We start from the raw sequence: 21,173 nt of genomic DNA, 5'->3' as shown, positions 1-21,173 counted from the left end.
CGACTGATGACCACCCTGCCACGGGCCACTGACAGCGCCCTGCGGCACCCCCGCGGACCACGGCCTGTCAGGAGACCGGGCGCGAATCCGTCCAGACCGACTCGAACTCCTCGCGGTAGATCTCGAAGAGGCCGTGCTCGTTGTCCTGCCCGGCTCGCACCACCGTGCGCCGCCCGCCGCCGCGCAGCACCAGGACGGGGGCCTCCATGCCCCGGGCGCGGCGCAGATAGGGCTGGACGACGCCCACGGCGTCCGGGCCGTCGCCGTCCACCAGGTACGCGGTGAAGCGCGGGGTCTCGTCGAAGACCTGGATCTCGAAGGCGCCGGGGTCGCGGAGCTTGGAGCGGACGCGACGCATATGGAGGATGTTCATCTCCACCGAGCGGCTCAGCTCGCCCTTCTTGAGGCCCAGTTCCCGCTCCCGGCGGCGGACCGCGCTGCTGGCCGGGTTGATGAACAGCAGCCGGACCCGGCAGCCCGACTCGGCGAGCCGGACCAGGCGGCGGCCGGAGAAGTTCTGCACGAGCAGGTTGAGGCCTATCCCGATGGCGTCGAGCCGGCGCGCTCCGCCGAACAGGTCCTCGGCGGGCAGCTGGCGCTGGAGCCTGACCCGGTCCGGATGGACGGAGACCACGTCCGCGTACCGGTCGCCGACCAGCTCCTCCACGGCGTCCACCGGCAGCCGGTCGGCGGAGGGGACTCCGGCCCCGCTGCCGAGGATGTCCAGGAGGCGGGCGGAGGCGCGTTCGGCCTGGGCGAGGACCGCCTCGTTCAGGGCGCGGTTGCGGGAGACGACGTTGCGCGCGACCTCCAGCTCGTCGAGGGCCAGCTCGACATCGCGCCGGTCATCGAAGTACGGCTCGAAGCACGGCCAGTGCTGGACCATCAGCTCGCGCAGCTGGGGCAGCGTCAGGAAGCTGAGGACGTTGTCGTCGGCCGGGTCCAGCAGATAGCCCTTGCGGCGCGAGACCTCGCGTACGGCGACGGCGCGCTGCACCCACTCCTGTCCGGCGGGTCCGGCCGCTGCCACCACCCACTCCTCGCCGTGCACCGGCTCGTAGATCGGCCGGAGCACCGCGGCGACCACCGCCCGCAGACGCTGTTCGACCAGATTCAGCCAGATATAGGCGCGCCCCGCCCGCTGGGCGCGCGTGCGCACCTCGCCCCAGGCCTCCGCTCCCCAGTCCAGCTCGGCGCCTATCTCCAGGGGCTGCGCAAGGGACACCGCCCCGGGCGGGGCATCGGTCGATTCCCCCTCGTGACCTGCGTCACCTGGGGGCAGCTCGAATCCTCCCGAGCTCACCCGCGTACCGCCTTCCACTCCCCCACCCAACGATCAAGGAAGGGTACTCCGGGAGCGTGATCCGATGCAGCCCGATGCGCAGGCGACTTTCTCAACTCCCCTGCGGGCGCGGCCAATTCCTTGCGGCGAGATCGGGTGGAGTGAGCGGATTCATAGTGATTGGGCACCCTGTTCCGGGCCGGGAACCGGACGCCGGGCGCGCCACGGTGTCCGTAAGCGCGTCCGGGGCGGCACCGGAGTGTCCGAAGTTGACCGGTGCGGCGGGGCCGGGCGACGGGACTCGGCCGCACCGGGCGACGTCCTAGGTGAGCGCACCGTTTTCGGGGAGTATTCGGTGAGTATCGGGCCGAGGAAAGCCACCGCACCCGGATCAGAAGTGGAAGAGTCTTCATCATGCAGGTCTGGCCGGGACACGCGTATCCCCTCGGCGCCACGTACGACGGCGCCGGTACCAACTTTGCGGTCTTCTCGGAGGCCGCCCACCGGATCGAGTTGTGCCTGTTGCACGACGACGGTTCAGAGACGGCGGTGGAGCTCCGCGAGACGGACGCCTTCGTGCGCCACGCCTATCTGCCCGGGATGATGCCGGGTCAGCGGTACGGCTTCAGGGTGCACGGACCCTACGAGCCCCAGCGCGGGCAGCGGTGCAACTCCGCGAAGCTGCTGCTCGATCCGTACGCCCGCGCGGTGGCCGGAAAGATCGAGTGGGGCGAGGAGGTGTACGGCTATCCGTTCGGCAGGCCGGACGCCCGCAACGACCTCGACTCGGCGCCGCACACCATGAGCTCCGTGGTGGTCAACCCGTACTTCGACTGGGGCGACGACCGCCGCCCCCGGACGGACTACCACCGCACCGTCATCTACGAGGCCCACGTGAAGGGCCTGACCATGCTCCATCCGGGGCTGCCGCCCGAGCTGCGTGGTACGTACGCGGGCCTGGCCCACCCCGAGGTGATCGCCCACCTCACCGAACTGGGCGTCACCGCGATCGAACTGATGCCCGTTCACCAGTTCGTCCAGGACCACCGGCTGGCGGACATGGGGCTCGCCAACTACTGGGGCTACAACACCATCGGCTTCTTCGCCCCGCACAACGCCTACGCCTCCTGGGGCGAGCGCGGCGAACAGGTGCTGGAGTTCAAGCAGGCGGTGAAGGCCCTGCACCAGGCGGGCATCGAGGTCATCCTCGACGTCGTCTACAACCACACGGCCGAGGGCAATCACCTCGGGCCGACGCTCTCCTTCCGGGGCCTCGACAACGCCTCCTACTACCGTCTGACCAATGATCAGCGGTACTACATGGACACCACGGGTACCGGGAACTCCCTGCTCATGCGGTCCCCGCACGTCCTTCAGATGATCATGGACTCGCTGCGGTACTGGGTGACCGAGATGCATGTGGACGGCTTCCGTTTCGACCTGGCGGCCACGCTCGCCCGCCAGTTCCACGAGGTCGACCGGCTCTCCTCGTTCTTCGACCTGGTCCAGCAGGACCCGGTGGTCAGCCAGGTCAAGCTGATCGCCGAGCCGTGGGACGTGGGCGAGGGCGGCTACCAGGTGGGCAACTTCCCGCCGCTGTGGACCGAGTGGAACGGCAAGTACCGCGACACGGTCCGCGATCTGTGGCGGGGCGAGCCGCGCACCCTGGCGGAGTTCGCCGGACGGCTGACAGGATCGTCCGACCTCTACCAGGACGACGGGCGCCGCCCGCTGGCCTCGATCAACTTCACCACCTGCCACGACGGTTTCACCCTCAACGACCTCGTCTCGTACAACGAGAAGCGCAACGACGCCAACGGGGAGGACAACCGGGACGGCGAGAGCCACAACCGGTCCTGGAACTGCGGCGCCGAGGGTGAGACGGACGATCCGGAGATCCTGGCGCTGCGGGGGCGGCAGATGCGGAACTTCATCGCCACGCTGATGCTGTCGCAGGGCGTGCCGATGCTGAGCCACGGCGACGAGTTCGCCCGTACGCAGCAGGGCAACAACAACGCCTACTGCCAGGACAACGAGCTGTCCTGGATCGACTGGCCCGACCCGACGGCCCCCGAGGACGACCCCCGCCGCGCCCTCCTGGAGTTCACCCGGACCATGGTGTGGCTGCGCCGCGACCACCCGGTGTTCCGGCGTCGCCGCTTCTTCCACGGGCGGCCGGTGGAGGGCACCCACGACGAGCTGTCCGACATCGCCTGGTTCACTCCCGAGGGCGAGGAGATGACGCAGCAGGACTGGCAGGCGGCCCACGCCAAGGCGATGACCGTGTTCCTGAACGGCCATGCGATCTCCGAGCCGGGGCCGCGCGGGGAGCGGATCTCCGACGACTCGTTCCTGCTGATGTTCAACGCGAGCGCCGAGACGCTGGAGTTCGCCGTCCCGGTCGACCACGGGGAGCAGTGGCAGGTCGTCGTCGACACCGCACGGCCGGAGGGGGTGCCTCCGGGGACGGGGCCGAAGGTGGCCGAGGGCGAGCGGGTCACGCTGATCGGACGCAGCCTGACGGTGCTGAAACGCCCGGCCTGAGCGGCGGCGAGGAGGAGCGGCGGGGGTGAGCGTCCCGCCCGGGGTGACACAGACCGCCCCGGGCGGGGTACGTAGGAGTCCATGACGCCCTCCGCCACGTACCGGCTTCAGCTCCAGCCCGACTTCCCGTTCGCCGCAGCCGAGAAGGCCGTGCCGTACCTCGCCGCGCTCGGCGTCTCGCATCTGCACCTGTCGCCCGTCCTGGAGGCGGTCCCCGGCTCCCGGCACGGTTACGACGTGGTCGACCACAGCCGGGTCCGGGCGGAGCTGGGCGGGGAGGACGGACTGCGGTCGCTCGCCTCGGCGGCCCGGGAGCACGGGCTCGGCCTGGTCCTGGACATCGTGCCCAACCACATGGCGGCCGCGCCCCGGCACAACCGTCAGCTGTGGGAGGTGCTGCGCGAGGGCCCGTCGTCCCCGTACGCCCGCTGGTTCGACATCGACTGGGCGGCGGGCGGCGACAAGGTGCTGCTGCCGGTGCTCGCGGGCCCGCTCGGCCAGGAGCTGGACGCCCTGGCGGTGGACGGCGATGTGCTGCGCTACAAGGACCTGGAGTTCCCGCTGCGGGCGGGCACGGCCGAGCTTCCGCTGCCGAGGCTGCTGGACGCCCAGCACTACCGGCTCGGCTGGTGGCGGCTGGCGCGCACCGAGCTGAACTACCGCCGCTTCTTCACCGTCTCCGAGCTGATCGGGGTCCGCGTCGAGCACCCCGAGGTCTTCGACGCCACCCACGGCAAGGTCCTCGAACTTTTGAGCGACGGGGTGCTGGACGGGCTGCGGATCGATCACCCGGACGGCCTCGCCGCCCCCGCCGCCTATCTGGAGCGCCTGAACGAGGCGACCGGCGGCCGCTGGACGGTGGTGGAGAAGATCCTGACCGGCGATGAGAGCCTGCCCGTGGAGTGGGCGGTGGCGGGCACGACCGGTTACGACGCGCTGCACCGGATCGACGGGCTGTTCACCGATCCGTCCGGCGCGGCGGAGCTGCTCGGCCGCTACCGGGAATTCGCGGGCCCGCCCGGCGACCGGGGCGGCTACTGGAAGGCGACGGTGCGACGGGCCGCGTACCGGGTGGCGACCCACGAACTGGCCGCCGAGACGGCCTGGCTGACCCGGCTGGCGGCCGGGATCTGCGGCCGCGACCCGGCGCTGCGCGATCACGCCCCCTGGGCGCTGCGGACGGCGGTGCGGGAACTGCTGGTACGGATTCCGGTCTACCGCCCGTATGTCACGGCGGGCGAGCCGCCGACCCGGATCGCGGAGGCGACCCTGACCGACGAGGCGGTTCGGGAAGCGAAGTCGGTGTTCTCCGTGCCGGAGGAGGCAGCGGCCGTCGACGTCGTACGGGATCTGGCGCTCGGGCGGCTCGGGGACGGGGAGGAACAGACGGCGTTCTGCGCCCGGTTCGCGCAGACGGCGTCCGCGCTGCACGCCAAGTCGGTGGAGGACACCGCGTTCTACCGGTACGTCCCGCTGATCTCGGCCACCGAGGTGGGCGGGGACCCGGGCCGGCCCGCCGTGTCACCGGAGGAGTTCCACGCCTTCGCCGCCCGGATCGCCCGCGACTGGCCCGCCACCGGCACGGTCCTGACCACCCACGACACCAAGCGCAGCGCGGACGTGCGGGCCAGGATCGCGGTGCTGTCCCAGTGCCCGCAGCGGTGGGCGGCGCTGATGACCGAACTGACGGCGGCCACGCCTGTCGGGGCCCCGGACCCGCAGCTGGCCTGGGCGGCCTGGCAGTCGGCGTACGGCTGCGCGGAGCTGCCCGCCGACGAGCTGGCCGGACGGCTGGAACCGGCCCTGCTGAAGGCGGTACGCGAGGCGGGCCTGTTCACCAGTTGGACGGAGCCGGACCCGGCGTACGAGCGGGCGGTATCGGACTTCGTCGCCGCCGGGCCGGGCAGCGCGTCGGGGCCGGCCCGGCAGTTGGTCACGGAGTTCGCGGACGCCCTCGCCCCGCATGTCCGCGCCCAGGTCCTGGGGGCGGCGCTGGTGCAGCTGACGATGCCGGGGGTGCCGGACCTCTACCAGGGCACGGAGAGCGAGTACCTGGCCCTCGTCGACCCCGACAACCGGCGCCCGTTCCGGCGGCCCGAGGTCCCGGACGAGAAGCAGGCGCTGACGGCGGCCGCGCTGGGGCTGCGGCGGGAGCTGCCCGAGGCGTTCGGGGAGTCGGGGACGTACGCACCGCTGGAGACCCGGGGCCCGGCGGCGCCCCACGCGGTGGCGTTCTGCCGGTCGGGCGAGGTGGTCACGGCGGTGACCCGGCTGTCGCTGCGGCTGGCGGAGGAGGGCGGCTGGCGCGACACGGTGGTGGACCTCCCGTGCCCGGGGCCCTGGCGGGATGTGCTGTCGGCCTCGCCGGGCCGGGAGTTCGCGGGCGGCACGGTGGCGGCGCGCGAGCTGTTCGCGGAGCGGCCGGTGGCGCTGCTGCGGCGGGTGGGGCGGGATGCGTAGGGGCTCGCGCCTGCGGTGGGTGGGGCGGGGCGTGCAGGGACTCACGACTCCGGGGGCGGGCGGGGCACGCGGAAGGCCCTCCCCCGGCGTGGCACGGGGCGGAGCACATACGGGCCCTCCCCCGCGCCGCGCGGGCTGCGGCGGTCAGGACGCCCGTACCAGCAGGGCGCGCGGGCCTCGGGTGAGGAAGCCGCCTGCCACCGGTCGGAAGCCGTCGGCCCAGCGGATGCCGGGCATCGCCGTGAGCAGGGCCCGCAGTCCTTGTTCGGCCTCCAGTCGGCCGAGCAGGGCGGCGGGGCAGCCCGCAGGGCCGGTGATCAGCGCGTCCGCGTCGGCGCGCAGCGGATCGAACCGGTCGGGCGCGCCGAACCGGGCCGGGTCGCGCCCCGCCGCGCCCACGAGGCAGGCGACGGGCGCCCCGGCGGGCAGCGTGCCGCCGCTCACCGCCACCTCGGCGCGGGTGCGGCGCAGCACTATCTGGACGGGCGGGTCACGGCGCAGGGTCTCGGCCCAGGAGCGTCCCAGGAGCGCCCCGGCTCCCGGACCGCTCCGTGCGGCGGCCAGCAGGTCGGGGGCGTCCAGCATGTTCGCGAGGAACGAGGCGAGGGCCTTCTCGCGGAGCGCGGTGGGTCCGGCGCAGCCACCGGCCCCGCGGCGCGGCGGTGCGTTCACGTCCGGGTAGGAGAGCCCGGCCGCCCCGGCGGGGAGCCACCGGCAGAACTCGCCGACCAGGTCCGCCCCGCCGCGCCCGGCTATGCGGCGGGCCAGGACGTAGGCGGTGCGCTCGACGAAGGAGGCGGTGCCCGGGCCCGGTACCCCGCCACCGGGCAGCGGGGTGCAGACCACGCTGCCCCGGCAGAGCCCGAGCGGCATGGGGGCCCGGCCTCGCGGGGACCCGTCGTGCGGGTAGCCCGTGAACCGGCGGTCGGTGAGGGCCAGGGCCACGTCCGCGTACCGGCTCAGCAGCCAGGCGCCGAGGCCCGGGTCGTAGCCCAGCGGGTAGTCGGTGCGCAGCACGCGGTAGAGGCGCAGCCGGTACGGGTCCGTAGCGGCCCCCGGTGCCAGCAGGCCCGGATGGCCGCCCGCGAGCCGGTGCCGGCGGCGGGCGGCGGGCAGGGCTTCGGGGCGGTCGGCCGGCATCCCGCGCCCCCTGGAATCGGTGCGCCGACGGTCGGCGCGCGTCCTCTCAGCGGACCACCGGCGACGGCGCACCGCAGTCGGCGTACGGCCGTTCGGGTGAGGGGGTGTCGGGGCGGCCGGGCGGGAAGGCGCGGAGGCCGGCGGTGGGCAGGGAGCGGAGCAGCTCGGTGAAGGCGTGCGCCGCTCCGGTCAGGGGCACCCGGGAGAAGACACCGAGGGCGCGCAGCCAGGGCGGGTCGACGCTGAGGACCGCGCAGTCCTCGCCGATCGCGCCCCGCACGATGTGGGCGGGCGCGGTGGACACGCCGACCCCGGCCGCCGCCATCCGGACCGCCGTCGAGGTGTGCTCGGTCCACACCGCCGTAGGGGGTGCAAAGCCCGCTGCCTCGCAGACTCCTTCCAGGAAGGGGCGGCCCTGGACGACGGGTTCCATGGCGCACCGCACCCAGGACCGGTCGGCCAGCTCGTGGAGGGCGACGGACGAACGTCCGGCCAGCGGGTCGTCGAACGGGACGACGAGGACGATCTCCTCCTCCCCCACCGGGACGACGGGCCCGGTCCAGCGCCCCGGCAACGGGCCGACGGCCAGGTCTGCGGTGCCGCGTTCCACCTGTTCCTCCAGGGCCTCCGTGCTCGCGTACTCGTGGAGGACGAGGCCGACGCCCGGGTGGGCGCGCCGCCAGTGCGCGAACACCTCGGGGAGAATGCCGACGGCCACCGAGTGCACCGTGGCGATGTGCAGTTCGCCGCCCTCCGCACCGGCGGCGGCGCGGGCGGCGCGCCGGGCCTGGGCGGCACTGCGGACGGAGCGTTCGGCGTGCGGCAGGAAGGCTCGGCCCATCGGGGTGAGCAGGACGCCGCGCGGCAGCCGTTCCAACAGCTCGCCGCCGACGGCCCGTTCGAGGGCCTTGACCTGGTGGGAGAGGGCGGGCTGGGTGACATGGAGGCGTTCGGCGGCCCGGGTGAAGGAGGACTCCTCGACGACCGCGACGAAGTACTCCATCTGACGCAAACTCATATCTCGCTCCTCCCAAAGGACTCCGCGCACCGTGCCATAAATTCTGTGCATCGGCTCCACGCATACTCTGCCTTGGACGCATGACCGGGGCCAGGACGATGGTGGACCCATGACACGGACGTACACAGAGAGCGCCACCGATGTACTGGTCATCGGCGGCGGTACCGGCGGCTACTCGACGGCACTGCGGGCCGCCGCCCTGGGGCTGGACGTGGTGCTCGCCGAACGGGACCTGGTCGGCGGCACCTGTCTGCACCGGGGCTGCATCCCCAGCAAGGCGATGCTGCACGCCGCCGAACTCGTCGACGGCATCGCGGAGGCCAGGGAGCGGTGGGGGGTGAAGGCGACGCTCGACGCGGTGGACTGGCCCGCCCTGGTCGCGACCCGGGACGACATCGTGGCGCGCAACCACCGCGGGGTGGAGGGACATCTCGCGCAGGCCGGGGTGCGGGTCGTGCGCGGCAGCGCCGAGCTGACGGGCCCGCGCTCCGCCCGGATCGGCGGGTACGGGGAGGTCGCCGCCCGGCGCGGGGTGGTGCTGGCGACCGGGTCGCGGCCCCGGATGCCGCCGGGCCCGGCGGCGGACGGGCAGCGGGTGGTGACGAGCGACGACGCGCTGTACGCGCCGGGGCTGCCCGGGTCGGTGCTGGTGGTGGGCGGTGGTGCGATCGGTGTCGAGTACGCCTCGCTCCACCGGTCGTTGGGGGCCGCCGTCACGCTGCTGGAGGCCGCCGACCGGCTGGTGCCGCTGGAGGACGCGGACGTGTCGCGGCATCTGGCCCGGGGGCTGAGGAAACGGGGCATCCAGGTGGAGACCGGTGCGCGGCTGCTGGAGACGGAGGCGGTGGACGACGGGGTGCGGGCCGTCGTCCGGACCGCCCGGGGCGAGACCCGTACGGTGGCGGCCGAACGGCTGCTGGTCGCGGTCGGCCGGGAGCCGGTGACGGGCGGACTGGGGCTCGCGGCGGCGGGGCTGGCCACTGACGGCCGGGGCCATGTCGTGCCCGCCGACTGGTCGCGGCTGGAGACGGCGGTGCCGGGCGTCCACGTGGTGGGCGACCTGCTGCCGCCTCCCTCGCTCGGGCTGGCCCACGCCTCGTTCGCGGAGGGGCTGTTGGTCGCTGAGACGCTGGCCGGGCTGCGTACCTCCCCGGTCGACTACGCGACCGTCCCCCGGGTCACGTACTCATCGCCGCAGACCGCCGCGGTGGGCCTGACCGAGGCGCAGGCCCGGGAGGCGGGACACGACGTGGTGGTCAACACCCTGCCGCTGACCGCCGTCGCCAAGGGCATGGTGCACGGCAGGGGCGGGCTGGTGAAGGTGGTGGCCGAGCGGGCGGGCCGGGTTCTGGGTGTCCATCTCGTCGGCCCGCACGTCTCGGAGATGATCGCGGAGAGCCAGCTCGTGGTCGGCTGGGACGCGGAGCCCGCCGATGTGGCCCATCACATCCACCCGCATCCGACGCTCGTAGAGGCCGTCGGTGAGGCCTTCCTCACGCTGGCGGGGCGGGGGCTGCACCAGCAGCACTGACCCGGGGCAGGAACACCCGACGTCAGGCCGGCGGGCTGTGGGCCGGGTCGGTGAGGCGGAAGCTCATCCGGCCGAAGCTGACCTGGTCCCCGTCGCGCACCGGGATCGAGCCGACGAGCCGCTGTCCGTTGACCCAGGTGCCGTTGGTCGAGCCGAGGTCGCGCAGCACCCAGCGGCCGTTCTGCACGGTCAGTTCGGCATGCAGCCGGGACACCGTCTCGTGGTTGAGGCGCAACCCGTTCGCCGGGTCGCGGCCGACGAGCAGCGGGTAGGGGCTCGGGGCGGGGAGCAGCAGCTTGGGGAGCCGCTCGGTCTGCCAGGCCCGGCGCAGCCTGCCGGGGAAGGCGGAGATCCCGCCGACCGCTCGGACGAGCCCCTGCGACCAGCGGCTGCCGCCGGTCTCCAGGTCGGAGGTGAGGGCCGCCAGTTCCTCGGGGCGACGGGCGACGAGGGCGAGCTCCATGCGGCGCATGAACGTGTCGTGCGACAGCTTGCCCTGTGCGGCACCCTCTCTGAGCACGCCGAGGACACGGTCGCGCTGGGCGTCCGACAGCCGAGCGGGAGACGCGTGGAACTCGAAGGAGGATGTCACGCTGTCGATTGTCGGGCCGAGGGGCCCGGGGTGTCCAGGCAGGGCCGTGTTTCCTCCCGCGCTGACCTGCGTGGCTCCTACGCGGGGCCACTTGCCCGGTGTTCAACAGGGGGCGGGGATCTGCCCCGTTGAATCCGGTGGACAGCAGGCGCGGGCGGCGGCTACGGTCGGCACCGGAATCCGGCCCAGGTCGTGAAAGGAGGTGGGACCGTGCGAGAGCACACCACCGGCATCACCGGTATCCGCAGCTTCTCACCCCCGCGTTCCCGCCCCGTCCACCGGGCGGTGTCGGACTCCGTCTGACCGGGAGCGCGGCATTTCGTCCCCGGAGGACTCCTTCATGACCGATCTGGTCATTCGCGCGCTCACCCCGAGCGACGCCGATCTCTTCCACTCTTTCCAGGACGCCGCTCTCGTCGGCCGCGGAGCGTTCGGCCATCGTTACGCCACCGTGGCGGACGGCGGCGAGTACCGCCCCGACTGGTCCTGGGTCGCCCTGCGCGAGAACACCGTGGTCGCCAGGGCAGCCTGGTGGGGCGGGCCCGACGACACCGAGCCCGTCGTGCTCAACTGGTTCGACTTCGCGGACGGGGAGGCGGAGGCGGGCGCCGAACTCCTGCGCCGCGCCCCGTTCGACAAGGAGTACGAGCTGATCGCGCCCGCCAAGTGGCGGGACGATCCGGCGGTGCGGGCCGCCGTCGAGGCGCGGGTCGCCGCCGCGACGGCGGCCGGCATGAAGCCGCTGGTCGAGCGCTACCGCTACCGGTGGACCCCCGACTGCCCGCTGCCGGAGCGGACCGGGCGGCTCACCTTCCGCCCCGAGCCGGACGACGCGGTCATCCTCGATGTGCTGCGCCGCGTGCACTCGGCGACCCTGGACGCCCACGCCCGCAAGGCCATCGAGGGCCCCGGCGGCCTGGATGCGGCGGCCCAGGAGGAGTTGGACTTCTTCCACTGGTGCCCCTCGCCGCGGGAGTGGTGGCGGCTCGCGTACACGCCGGACGGCGAGGTGGCGGGCATCCAGGTGCCCGCGCACAATCCGTCGGGGCCCTGCGTCGGCTTCATCGGGGTCGTGCCCGAGGCGCGCGGGCACGGCTACGGCTACGACCTGCTGGTGGAGTGCACGCGCTTCCTCGTCGAGCAGGGCGCCGAGTTCGTCGCGGGCGCGACGGACCGGGGCAACGTGCCGATGGCCGCCGCGTTCGCCCGCGCCGGGTACCCGATCACCCAGGAATGGGTCCATCTGGTGTGAGGGCCCCGGCCTCCTCGGCCAGCCACTCCAGGCGGAGTTGCTGCTCGGCGGGGATCGTCGCGTCCTCGCCGCGCGGCCCCACGTTGAGCAGCACGTTTCCGCCGTCGGCCGCCGTGTCGCGGAGCAGGGAGGACAGCGTGGGACGGTCGATGAAGGCGTCCGGGGCTGAGTCGCGGTTGTAGCCGAAGCTGTGGTCGACGCCCCGGGTGATCTCGTACGGGCCTGAGCCGGTGCAGCGGGCGTACTCCGGGGTGCGGAAGTCGAAGACGGGCGGTGTGCGCGGGACGAAGCCCTCGCCCTGTGCCACCGTCCGGCGGTCCCACCAGTTGTACAGCGCCTTCGCACCCGGGAGGCGCAGGCCCCGCCAGTGCGGTGCGTAGGGCAGCAGGCGGTCGTTCACGACGCCGTGCGGGACGGTGAAGCGGTAGAAGTCGACCAGAGAGCGGATCTCGGTGGCGGAGGCGGGCCAGGCGATGTCGTTCCAGAGGATGTCGGGGCGGTAGCGGCGGATCAGCTCCCGCAGCTGCGCGTCCGCGTAGGCGGGGTACCTTCCGCGCGGGACGGCGGAGAACATGTCGGCGGCGGTGCCGATGGGCCGGTCGTCGAAGGTCCAGTCGAGCCCTCCGGAGTAGTAGACGCCGAAGCGAAGGCCCTCGGCCCGTACGGCTTCGGCGAACTCGCCGACCACGTCCCGGGTGGTGTGCCAGCCGGTGCGGTGGGGGTTCTCCGTCTTCGAGGGCCAGAGGCAGTACCCGTCGTGGTGCTTGGCGACCAGGACCGCGTACCCCGCGCCCGCCTTCCGGAAGGAACGGGCCCAGGCGGCCGGGTCCCAGGTGGCGAGCCCGTCCTCGAAGTCGCGGCCGAAGTCCGTGTAGGGGCGGGTGCCGTAGGTGGCGCGGTGGTGGGCGGCGACCGGGGAGCCGGGGAAGCGGAGCGCGTTCTCGTACCACTCCGCGTACGAGGTCCAGCCGAGCGGCGCACGCCGGCCCGCCGCCGGGAGTTCGACGGCGGGGACGTAGGGCGGGGCCCAGCCGGGGACGGAGGCGGGTGTCCAGTGAACGAAGATCCCCAGCCGGGCCCGGGACCACCATGAAGCGACCATGGCGGGAGTATTGATCACTCGGGGGGCGTGGCGTAAGCCCCCTCGACCGCCGGGTTCCGGTTCCGGTTCTGCTGCTGCTCCTGGCCCTGCCTCTGTTTCTGCTTCTGTGTGCGGATCAGGTCGCGGTACCAGGCGTACGAGGCCTTCGGCGTACGGGTCAGCGTCTCGTAGTCGATGTGGACCAGGCCGAACCGCTGGGAGGCCCCCTCCGTCCACTCGACGTTGTCGGTGAGCGACCAGGTGAAGTAGCCGCGTACGTCCACCCCTGCGTCCATCGCCGCTCGCAGGGCGGTGAGGTGGCTCTCCAGATAGGCGATACGGCGGTCGTCGGCGTGCGGTTCGTCCAGGGCGCAGCCGTTCTCGGTGATGAGGAGCGGGGGGAGCCGGTCACCGTAGCGGGTGTGCAGCCGGGTGAGGATCTCGGTCAGCCCCTCGGGGACGACGGGCCAGCCGAATCCGGTCTTCTCGTACCCCTCGATCTCCCTTATGCCGAAAGGGAGTTCGTCGGGGATCGTGAAGCCGGAGAAGGTCTCCAGCGCCTCCGGGCGGGGAGCGCCGACCAGGGTGGGGTTGTAGTAGTTGACGCCGTACCAGTCGAGCGGCGTGGAGATGACCTTCAGGTCGTCGGCGACCGGTCCCGGCATCAGCGCGGCGAGGCTCTCGTCGGGGTAGCGGCCGGTGAGGATCGGCTCGGCGAACAGCCAGTTGGTGAGCGTGTCGTACAGCTCCGCGCCGAAGCGGTCCTCGTCGGTGTCCCCTGCCGTCCAGACCGGGGCGTGCGAGAGGGCGGCGCCGATGTTGTCCGCGCCCGCCGCGCGCAGGGCCCGGACGGCGAGGCCGTGGGCGAGGAGCTGGTGGTGGGCGGCGGGCAGGGCGTCGAAGAGCAGGGTGCGGCCGGGGGCGTGCTCGCCGAGCGCGTAGCCCAGCAGCGTGACCTCGGCGGGCTCGTTGATGGTGATCCACATCGGGACGCGGTCGGCGAGGCGTTCGGCGACGATCCCCGCGTACTCGGCGAAGCGGTGGGCGGTGTCCCGGTCGAGCCAGCCGCCCGCCTCCTCCAGCTGGAGCGGGGTGTCCCAGTGGTAGAGGGTCGGGGCGGGGGTGATGCCGTGGGCGCAGAGCTCGTCGACGAGCCGGTCGTAGAAGTCGAGCCCGTCGGCGTTGACGGCTCCGCTGCCGCCGGGCACCACGCGGGGCCAGCTGACGGAGAACCGGAAGGCGTCGGCCCCGAGGCCCGCGAGGAGGGCGACGTCCTCGCGGTAGCGGGCGTGGAAGCCGGTGGCCCGGGTGGTGTCGGTGCCGTCCTTGATCCGGCCCGGCAGCGCGGCGAAGGCGTCCCAGCCGGAGGGACCCTTGCCGTCCGCGTCGACCGCCCCTTCGGTCTGGAAGGCGGAGGCGGAGGCTCCCCAGAGGAAGCCCGGCGGGAACAGCGGTACGGTCATAGCGGCCTCCAGCAGCCGTACGTACGTGCAGAGCCCGTACGTACGAGCAGAACCTGTATGAGCGGGAACCTCGGCGGGCAATGATCAGGACCAGACCTTAACGGCCGGTGACGGGCTCGTTCCAGAGGGCCGGAGCCGTGCAGGGCCTGTCCAGGGACGAGGAGTGGTGGATGCAGTTCGAGGTGTGGGCCCCCGAGGCGGACGCGGTCGTGCTGGAGGCGGCGGACGTCCGCTCCCCGATGGAGCGCGATCCGCTGCGGGAGGGGTGGTGGGGCGTCGAGGCGGAGGCGGCGGACGGGGACCGCTACGGGTTCCGGGTGGACGACGGGCCGCTGCTGCCCGATCCGCGCTCGCGGCGCCAGCCGGACGGGCCCGACGGGCCGAGCGCGGTCGTCGACCAGGAGGCGTACGCCTGGCGCAACGGGTGGGCGGGGCGTCGGCTGAACCGCGCGGTCCTGTACGAGCTCCATGTGGGGACGTACACCCGGGAGGGCACGTTCGACGCGGCGGCGGCCCGGCTGGGCCATCTGGCGGAGCTGGGCGTCACCCATGTGTCGCTGATGCCGGTCTGCCCGTTCCCCGGCACCAACGGCTGGGGGTACGAGGGTGTCTCGCTGTGGGCGGTCCACGAACCGTACGGCGGGCCGGAGGGCCTCAAGCGCTTTGTCGACACGGCGCACGGGCTGGGGCTCGGCGTGGTCCTGGACGTCGTCCACAACCACCTGGGCCCGTCCGGCAACCATCTGCCCGCCTTCGGCCCGTACTTCACCGACACCCACCACACCCCGTGGGGCGCGGCGGTCAATCTGGACGCGCCGGGCTCGGACGAGGTGCGGGCGTTCCTGCTGGGCAGCGCGCTGGCCTGGCTGCGCGACTACCGGCTCGACGGGCTGCGGCTCGACGCGGTGCACGCACTCGCCGACACCCGGGCGCTCACCTTCCTGGAGGAGCTGTCCACGGCCGTCGACGCGCTTGCCCTGGAGCTGGGCAGGCCGCTCGGCCTCATCGCCGAGTCCGACCTCTGCGACCCGCGCACCACCACCCCCCGCACGGCGGGCGGCCTCGGACTGCACGCCCAGTGGAACGACGACTTCCACCACGCGCTGCACACCGCGCTCACCGGCGAGTCCCAGGGCTACTACGCGGACTTCGCCCGTGCCCCGCTCGCCGCCCTGGCCAAGACGGTGACCTCGGCGTTCTTCCACAACGGGACCTACTCCAGCTTCCGGGGCCGCACGCACGGCCGCCCGGTCGACGTGAGCCGCTCCCCGGCGCACCGCTTCGTCGGGTACGCGCAGACCCATGACCAGATCGGCAACCGGGCGCTCGGCGACCGGCTGGCCGCCTCGCTCTCCTCCGGCCTCCAGGCATGCGCGGCGGCGCTCGTGCTGACCGGGCCCTTCACGCCGATGCTGTTCATGGGTGAGGAGTGGGGTGCGCGCACACCCTGGCAGTTCTTCACCGACCACACGGACCCGCAGCTGGCGGAGGCCGTACGCAACGGCAGGCGGCGGGAGTTCGGCGCGCACGGCTGGGCGGAGGAGGAGATCCCCGACCCGCAGGACCCGGCCACCCGGGACCGCTCCTGCCTGGACTGGGCCGAGCCGGAGCGCGAACCGCACGCACGACTGCTCGCCTGGTACCGCGAACTGATCGCGCTGCGGCGGACGTTGCCCGATCTGCACGATCCCGACCTGGCCTCGGTGAAGACCGCGTTCGACGAGGACGCCCGCTGGCTGGCGTACCGCAGGGGCGATCTGCGGATCGCGGTGAACCTGGCGGACGAGTCCGCCGCGATCCCGCTGGGCTGGGGCCGCCACCGGCGGGCCGGGGGGCGGGTGCTGGCGGCCTGGGAGCCGGTGGAGGCGCCGGGGGCGGACGGGGTGCTGCATCTGCCGCCCGAGTCGTGCGTGGTGCTGGCGGACGACTGAGCCGCGCCCCGGACCCGGGGGCCGGGGCCGACGCCTGAGCCACGCCGGACCCCGGGCCGGGGCGCGCTACTCCACGACGGCCAGTTCACGGGCGGTGGTGTTCAACCGCCGTCCGCCGTCCTCGGTGACGGCCACGATGTCCTCGATCCGGACGCCGAACCGGCCCGGGAGGTAGATGCCCGGCTCCACGGAGAAGCACATGCCGGGGACTAGCGGCTGCTCCTCGCCCTCGATCATGTAGGGCGGCTCGTGGGTGGTGACGCCGATGCCGTGGCCGGTGCGGTGGATGAACCGGTCGCCGTAGCCGAACTCGGTGATCACCGCGCGGGCGGCCCGGTCGATCTCCTGGCAGGCGGCTCCGGGCCGGACGGCGGCGCAGCCCGCCCGCTGGGCCTCGCGGACGATGTCGTGGACCCGCTGCTCCTCGGCGGTGGGCTCGCCGACATGGACCGTACGGGAGGTGTCGGAGCCGTAGCCGTGCTTCAGGCCGCCGAAGTCGAGGACGACCATGTCGCCCCGCTCGATGGTGCGTGTGCCCGCCTCGTGGTGCGGGTTGGCCCCGTTGGGGCCGGAGCCGACGACGGTGAAGTCGACCTGGGAGTGCCCGAACTCCCGGAGCAGGGCGGCGAGATCGGTCGCCACGTCGACCTCCCGGCGGCCGGAGAACCTGACCTTCAGAATCTCCTCGTACGCGGCATCGGCGGCGGCGCCGGCGGCCGTGAGACGCTCCAGCTCGGCAACGTCCTTCACCGCGCGGAGCATCGGGAGCGCCTCGGTGAGCGCGGTGTAGGAGGTGCCGGGCAACGCCCGCTGAAGGCCGAGGAGATGCATCGCCCAGGCGTTGTCGCTGACGCCGAAGCGGCCCTCGGCGTCCAGCAGCGGGGCGGTCACCGCGTACGGGTCCTTGCCGTCGGTCCAGTCCCGCAGGGTGAGCGCGGGCGCCCCGGTGGCGGCGGCCGCGTCGGGCGCCTCCAGGGTCGGGACCACGAGGACCGGGTCCTGCCCGGCCCGCAGCACGAGGAGCGTGAGGCGTTCGGTGCTCACGGGCCGGTAGCCGGTGAGGTGGACGAGGTCGGGCCCCGGCGCGACGATCACCCCGGCGAGCCCGGCCCCGGCGGCGGACTCGGCGGCCCGCGCCATCCGGGCCCGGTAGTCGTCGGCGGTGAAGGGTGCGGGCGGGGCGGACCGCTGGGCGGACGGGCTGGTGCTGGGCATCCTGACTGACCTCCTGGCGACACTGCTCGGCTCGGCACACAGCATCCTGCCCGTTCGGCGGGGCGACCGCGACCGGCTCGGGCCGGACACGGCCTATCGCTCGCGCGTCGGCTGCCGCACGATCAGGTCGGCCCGGTCGCGGCCGCTGAGCACCAGCCGGGCGTTCGCCTCGTCGGACCGTGCGACCCACTCGCGTGCGTACGGCCGGGGCTTGCCGTACCGCACATGGCGCTCGACGAGCCGGTGCACCCGGATCTCCGGGTCGAGGTCCAGGAACCACACCTCGTCGAGCAGCCCGCGCACCGGCGCCCACGGCCCGTCCTCCAGCAGCAGGTAGTTGCCCTCGGTGATGACGAGCGGCACGTCCGGCTCTACGGCCAGGGCCCCGGCGACCGGCTCCTCCAAAGCCCGGTCGAAGGCGGGTGCGTACACCGGGTGGACCGGGTCCGGGTCGCGCAGCCGCCGCAGGAGCGCCGCGTACCCGGCCGCGTCGAAGGTGTCGGGGGCGCCCTTGCGGTCGGCGCGGCCGAGGCGGTCCAGCTCGGCGGCGGCGAGGTGGAAGCCGTCCATGGGGACGAGGACGGCGCGTCCGTCCAGAGTGGCCACCAGGCGCTCGGCGAGCGTGGACTTCCCGGCCCCGGGCGGGCCCGCGATACCGAGGACCCGCCGCTGCCCGCCCTCCGCGAGCGCGCGGGCCCGGTCCGTCAGCGCGGCCCGGCCGCCGGTGGTCGTACCGTCCAGGAAGTCCATGCGGGGCATTGTGCGGGGGCGGGGACCGAAAGCGTTAGTGTTACGTATAACTACTTCGGCCTCACGCCTTGCGCCTGCCTCAAGCCTGTGGAAGGACCCCCCGTGTCCCACATCGCCCTGGTCACCCTCGTCGTCCGCGACTACGACGAGGCCGTCGCCTTCTACCGTGACGCGCTCGGGTTTGAACCGGTGGAGGACACCGACCGGGGCGACGGCACCCGCTGGGTGGTGGTGCGCCCGCGCGGGGCGGCGTCCGGTACGGGGCTGCTGCTGGCCCGTGCCAAGGACGAGGACCAGGCCGCACGGGTCGGGGCGCAGACCGGCGGGCGGGTCGGCTTCTTCCTGCACACCGAGGACTTCGCGGCCGACCACGCCCGGATGACCGCGGCCGGGGTGCGCTTCCTGGAAGAGCCGCGCCACGAGACGTACGGCTCGGTCGCGGTCTTCGAGGACCTCTACGGCAACCGGTGGGACCTGTTGCAGCCCGCGGACTGACCCGGAGCGCGGGCCAGTCCGCCGATAGCGCGCACCTGGGGATCGGCTCGGGCTGTACTCGGTCATCGTGCTGGGCGAAGGGGGGCATCGCGGCGCTGCCGCGCGGGGCGGCCGGATCACGGGGGGGTCCAAGGGCCGCGGGATCGGACGCTCGGTCCGCCTCACCGGCCGGGAGGGGCGGTGCTCACGCCCGTGCGAGTCCCGCCTCCCGTACCGCCACCGCCTCCATCGCCGCCAGCACCGGCCGGATCAGCGGATGGCCCTCGGCCCCCTGCCGTACGGCCGCGAAGACCCGGCGGGTGGGGGCGCTGCCCTCGACCGGGCGGACGACCACCCCGGTCAGCTCCATCCCGCTTAGGGCCGAGCGCGGTACCAGCGCCACCCCCGCGTCCGCCCCGGCCAGCGCGACCACCGCCCGGAAGTCGTCCGACGAGTGCTCCAGGCGCGGGGCGAACCCGGCGAATTCGCAGGCCAGGACCACCACGTCGTGGCAGGGGTTCCCCGGGTAGGGGCCGATCCACGGGTCCTTCGCGAGGTCCGCGACCGCCACCTGGGCCTGGTCCGCGAGGCGGTGGTCCACCGGGAGCACCGCGTCGAAGGGCTCCGAGTACAGGGGGACGCGGGTGAGACGGCGGTCGTCCTCGGCGGGGGCGCCCCGGTACTCCACGGCCACCGCCACGTCGACCTGCCGGTCCAGCACCATCGGCACGCTCGCGTCGCCCTCCGCGTCCTGGACCCTGACCCGGATGCCGGGCGCGGTGCGGGCGAGCTCCCTGAGGGCGGGGGCGAGGACGAGGCCGATACCGGTGGCGAACGCGGCGACCGTGACCGTACCGGCGACGCCCGCGCTGTAGTCGGCGAGCTCCGCCTCGGCCCGCTCCAGCTGGGCCAGGACCACGTTCGCGTGGCTGAGGAGGATCTCGCCCGCGGAGGTGAGCCGGGCCCCGCGCGCCCCGCGTTCGACGAGACGGTGACCGGTCTCCTGCTCCAGGGCGGCGAGCTGCTGGGACACCGCGGAGGGCGTCAGATACAACGCGGCGGCGGCCGCGGTCACCGTGCGGTGGTCGGCCACCGCACGGAGGATTCGCAGCCGCCGCGCATCGATCATGTGCCCATTGTCCCAGGTGGCGGAGGCCCGCCCACCCGGTGGGCGGTTACGCCTCCGCGTCCAGCGCCGCCCGCGCGTCGACGAACGCGTCCACCGCGCGGTTCACGTCGGCGGTGGAGTGCGCGGCCGAGAGCTGGACCCGGATACGGGCCGCGCCCTGCGGGACGACGGGGTACGAGAACCCGATCACGTACACACCGCGCTCCAGGAGCAGTTCCGCCATCCGGCCCGCCTTCGCGGCATCCCCGATCATGACGGGGGCGATGGCGTGGTCGCCGGGCAGGACGTCGAAGCCCTCCGCGGTCATCCGGGTACGGAACAGCTCGGTGTTGGCGTTGAGCTGCTCGCGCAGGTCCCCGGCCGACTCCAGCAGGTCGATGACCTTGAGGGACGCGGCGGCGATGACCGGGGCGAGGGTGTTGGAGAAGAGGTACGGGCGCGAGCGCTGGCGCAGCAGGGCGACGATCTCGGCGCGGGCCGCGACGTAGCCGCCGGAGGCCCCGCCGAGCGCCTTGCCGAGAGTGCCGGTGATGATGTCGACCCGGTCCATGACACCGTGGAGCTCGGGCGTGCCGCGGCCGCCGGGACCCACGAAGCCGACGGCGTGCGAGTCGTCGACCATGACCATCGCGTCGTAGCGGTCTGCCAGGTCGCAGATCTCCTGGAGCGGGGCGACGTAACCGTCCATCGAGAAGACGCCGTCGGTGACGATCAGACGGCGGCGGGCCCCGGACGCCTCCTTGAGCTGCTTCTCCAGGTCGGCCATGTCCCGGTTGACGTAGCGGTGGCGCTGGGCCTTGGAGAGCCTGATGCCGTCGATGATCGAGGCGTGGTTGAGGGCGTCGGAGATCACCGCGTCCTCCGCGCCGAGCAGGGTCTCGAAGACACCGCCGTTGGCGTCGAAGCAGGAGGAGTAGAGGATCGTGTCCTCCTGGCCGAGGAAGGCCGAGAGCCGCTGCTCCAGCTCCTTGTGGACCTCCTGGGTGCCGCAGATGAAGCGGACGGAGGCCATCCCGTAGCCCCAGCGGTCCAGCGCCTCGTGGGCGGCGGCGATGACCTCGGGGTGGTCGGCCAGGCCCAGGTAGTTGTTGGCGCAGAAGTTGAGGACCTCGCCGGGGCGGCCGCCGGAGGTGACGGCCACGGTCGCGGACTGCGGGGTGCCGATGACGCGCTCGGGCTTGTGCAGCCCGGCGGCGCGGATCTCGTCGAGGGTGGTGCGCAGATCGTCGCGTACGGAGTCGAACATGCCGGGTTCCTTTAAGGGTTCGAGGAGAAGTTCGAAGGTCAGACGGGTCAGACTGGTCAGACTGG

At 73.3% G+C, this 21,173-nt stretch carries 16 protein-coding genes; 6 read left to right on the top strand and 10 right to left on the bottom strand.

Features of this window, described 5'->3' with window-relative positions; all coding sequences use genetic code 11:
• Positions 1–67: 67 nt before the first annotated feature.
• Positions 68–1,303: an SAV2148 family HEPN domain-containing protein gene (locus RI138_RS27555; RefSeq protein ID WP_311122053.1), complete on the bottom strand. Its 1,236-nt coding sequence runs from the start codon at positions 1,301–1,303 to the stop codon at positions 68–70.
• Between the two features lie 393 nt (positions 1,304–1,696).
• On the opposite strand from RI138_RS27555, the gene glgX reads away from it, so the two are divergent.
• Both glgX and treY read left to right on the top strand, forming a co-directional pair.
• The gene (gene glgX, locus RI138_RS27550) at positions 1,697–3,826 is read left to right on the top strand and encodes a glycogen debranching protein GlgX (RefSeq protein WP_311122052.1); all 2,130 of its coding nucleotides are present in this window, start codon (positions 1,697–1,699) and stop codon (positions 3,824–3,826) included.
• Positions 3,827–3,907: 81 nt separating this feature from the next.
• Positions 3,908–6,286 (top strand): malto-oligosyltrehalose synthase, encoded by a 2,379-nt coding sequence (gene treY, locus RI138_RS27545; RefSeq protein ID WP_311122051.1) that lies wholly within the window; start codon positions 3,908–3,910, stop codon positions 6,284–6,286.
• A 144-nt stretch (positions 6,287–6,430) separates the two neighbouring features.
• Here treY and RI138_RS27540 read toward each other — a convergent pair whose 3' ends face one another.
• Both RI138_RS27540 and RI138_RS27535 read right to left on the bottom strand, forming a co-directional pair.
• Positions 6,431–7,426 carry a cytochrome P450 gene (locus tag RI138_RS27540; protein WP_311122050.1) on the bottom strand — a complete coding sequence of 332 codons (996 nt, stop codon included), beginning with the start codon at positions 7,424–7,426 and terminating at the stop codon, positions 6,431–6,433.
• A gap of 46 nt (positions 7,427–7,472) precedes the next feature.
• Positions 7,473–8,444, bottom strand: coding sequence for a LysR family transcriptional regulator (locus tag RI138_RS27535; RefSeq protein ID WP_311122049.1), 972 nt, complete (start codon positions 8,442–8,444; stop codon positions 7,473–7,475).
• Positions 8,445–8,553: 109 nt separating this feature from the next.
• Here RI138_RS27535 and lpdA point away from each other — a divergent pair, with 109 nt between their 5' ends.
• On the top strand, positions 8,554–9,975 hold the full coding sequence (lpdA, locus tag RI138_RS27530) for a dihydrolipoyl dehydrogenase (RefSeq protein ID WP_311122048.1): 1,422 nt from the start codon (positions 8,554–8,556) through the stop codon (positions 9,973–9,975).
• A 22-nt stretch (positions 9,976–9,997) separates the two neighbouring features.
• Here lpdA and RI138_RS27525 read toward each other — a convergent pair whose 3' ends face one another.
• On the bottom strand, positions 9,998–10,567 hold the full coding sequence (locus RI138_RS27525; RefSeq protein ID WP_311122047.1) for a DUF1707 and FHA domain-containing protein: 570 nt from the start codon (positions 10,565–10,567) through the stop codon (positions 9,998–10,000).
• Between the two features lie 340 nt (positions 10,568–10,907).
• Between RI138_RS27525 and RI138_RS27520 the strand changes: the two genes are divergently transcribed.
• Positions 10,908–11,819, top strand: a complete 912-nt coding sequence (locus RI138_RS27520) for a GNAT family N-acetyltransferase (RefSeq protein WP_311122046.1) — start codon at positions 10,908–10,910, stop codon at positions 11,817–11,819.
• Here the strand turns inward: RI138_RS27520 and RI138_RS27515 are convergent.
• Positions 11,791–12,921, bottom strand: coding sequence for an alpha-L-fucosidase (locus RI138_RS27515; RefSeq protein ID WP_311122045.1), 1,131 nt, complete (start codon positions 12,919–12,921; stop codon positions 11,791–11,793). The genes RI138_RS27520 and RI138_RS27515 overlap by 29 nt on opposite strands.
• Before the next feature lie 14 nt (positions 12,922–12,935).
• Complete coding sequence (locus RI138_RS27510) at positions 12,936–14,363, bottom strand: GH1 family beta-glucosidase (protein WP_311122044.1); 1,428 nt, start codon at positions 14,361–14,363, stop codon at positions 12,936–12,938.
• A gap of 170 nt (positions 14,364–14,533) precedes the next feature.
• Here RI138_RS27510 and treZ point away from each other — a divergent pair, with 170 nt between their 5' ends.
• On the top strand, positions 14,534–16,294 hold the full coding sequence (gene treZ, locus RI138_RS27505) for a malto-oligosyltrehalose trehalohydrolase (RefSeq protein ID WP_311123031.1): 1,761 nt from the start codon (positions 14,534–14,536) through the stop codon (positions 16,292–16,294).
• Between the two features lie 66 nt (positions 16,295–16,360).
• Here the strand turns inward: treZ and RI138_RS27500 are convergent, their stop codons facing one another.
• Both RI138_RS27500 and RI138_RS27495 read right to left on the bottom strand, forming a co-directional pair.
• Positions 16,361–17,509 (bottom strand): aminopeptidase P family protein, encoded by a 1,149-nt coding sequence (locus RI138_RS27500; RefSeq protein WP_311122043.1) that lies wholly within the window; start codon positions 17,507–17,509, stop codon positions 16,361–16,363.
• A gap of 93 nt (positions 17,510–17,602) precedes the next feature.
• Entirely contained in the window at positions 17,603–18,259 is a 657-nt protein-coding gene (locus tag RI138_RS27495) for a nucleoside/nucleotide kinase family protein (RefSeq protein ID WP_311122042.1), read from the bottom strand.
• A 102-nt stretch (positions 18,260–18,361) separates the two neighbouring features.
• Here RI138_RS27495 and RI138_RS27490 point away from each other — a divergent pair, with 102 nt between their 5' ends.
• Positions 18,362–18,754 carry a VOC family protein gene (locus RI138_RS27490; protein WP_311122041.1) on the top strand — a complete coding sequence of 131 codons (393 nt, stop codon included), beginning with the start codon at positions 18,362–18,364 and terminating at the stop codon, positions 18,752–18,754.
• A 184-nt stretch (positions 18,755–18,938) separates the two neighbouring features.
• Here RI138_RS27490 and RI138_RS27485 read toward each other — a convergent pair whose 3' ends face one another.
• Positions 18,939–19,862 (bottom strand): LysR family transcriptional regulator, encoded by a 924-nt coding sequence (locus tag RI138_RS27485; protein WP_096626130.1) that lies wholly within the window; start codon positions 19,860–19,862, stop codon positions 18,939–18,941.
• Between the two features lie 46 nt (positions 19,863–19,908).
• Entirely contained in the window at positions 19,909–21,108 is a 1,200-nt protein-coding gene (locus tag RI138_RS27480; protein WP_096626128.1) for a glycine C-acetyltransferase, read from the bottom strand.
• Between the last annotated feature and the right edge of the window lie 65 nt (positions 21,109–21,173).

The organism is Streptomyces durocortorensis, from assembly GCF_031760065.1.
Taxonomy (GTDB): domain Bacteria; phylum Actinomycetota; class Actinomycetes; order Streptomycetales; family Streptomycetaceae; genus Streptomyces.
The sequence above is the reverse complement of the archived record's forward strand: the minus strand, read 5'-3'. Positions and strand labels throughout refer to the sequence as shown.

Excerpts from the sequence above, each read along its gene's own strand:
- RI138_RS27515 (WP_311122045.1), bottom strand. The coding sequence starts at position 12,921 with ATGGTCGCTTCATGGTGGTCCCGGGCCCGGCTGGGGATCTTCGTTCAC.
- RI138_RS27480 (WP_096626128.1), bottom strand. The coding sequence starts at position 21,108 with ATGTTCGACTCCGTACGCGACGATCTGCGCACCACCCTCGACGAGATC.
- glgX (WP_311122052.1), top strand. The coding sequence starts at position 1,697 with ATGCAGGTCTGGCCGGGACACGCGTATCCCCTCGGCGCCACGTACGAC.
- RI138_RS27520 (WP_311122046.1), top strand. The coding sequence starts at position 10,908 with ATGACCGATCTGGTCATTCGCGCGCTCACCCCGAGCGACGCCGATCTC.
- lpdA (WP_311122048.1), top strand. The coding sequence starts at position 8,554 with ATGACACGGACGTACACAGAGAGCGCCACCGATGTACTGGTCATCGGC.
- RI138_RS27495 (WP_311122042.1), bottom strand. The coding sequence starts at position 18,259 with ATGGACTTCCTGGACGGTACGACCACCGGCGGCCGGGCCGCGCTGACG.
- RI138_RS27535 (WP_311122049.1), bottom strand. The coding sequence starts at position 8,444 with ATGAGTTTGCGTCAGATGGAGTACTTCGTCGCGGTCGTCGAGGAGTCC.
- treY (WP_311122051.1), top strand. The coding sequence starts at position 3,908 with ATGACGCCCTCCGCCACGTACCGGCTTCAGCTCCAGCCCGACTTCCCG.
- RI138_RS27510 (WP_311122044.1), bottom strand. The coding sequence starts at position 14,363 with ATGACCGTACCGCTGTTCCCGCCGGGCTTCCTCTGGGGAGCCTCCGCC.
- RI138_RS27540 (WP_311122050.1), bottom strand. The coding sequence starts at position 7,426 with ATGCCGGCCGACCGCCCCGAAGCCCTGCCCGCCGCCCGCCGCCGGCAC.
- RI138_RS27500 (WP_311122043.1), bottom strand. The coding sequence starts at position 17,509 with ATGCCCAGCACCAGCCCGTCCGCCCAGCGGTCCGCCCCGCCCGCACCC.
- treZ (WP_311123031.1), top strand. The coding sequence starts at position 14,534 with ATGCAGTTCGAGGTGTGGGCCCCCGAGGCGGACGCGGTCGTGCTGGAG.
- RI138_RS27485 (WP_096626130.1), bottom strand. The coding sequence starts at position 19,862 with ATGATCGATGCGCGGCGGCTGCGAATCCTCCGTGCGGTGGCCGACCAC.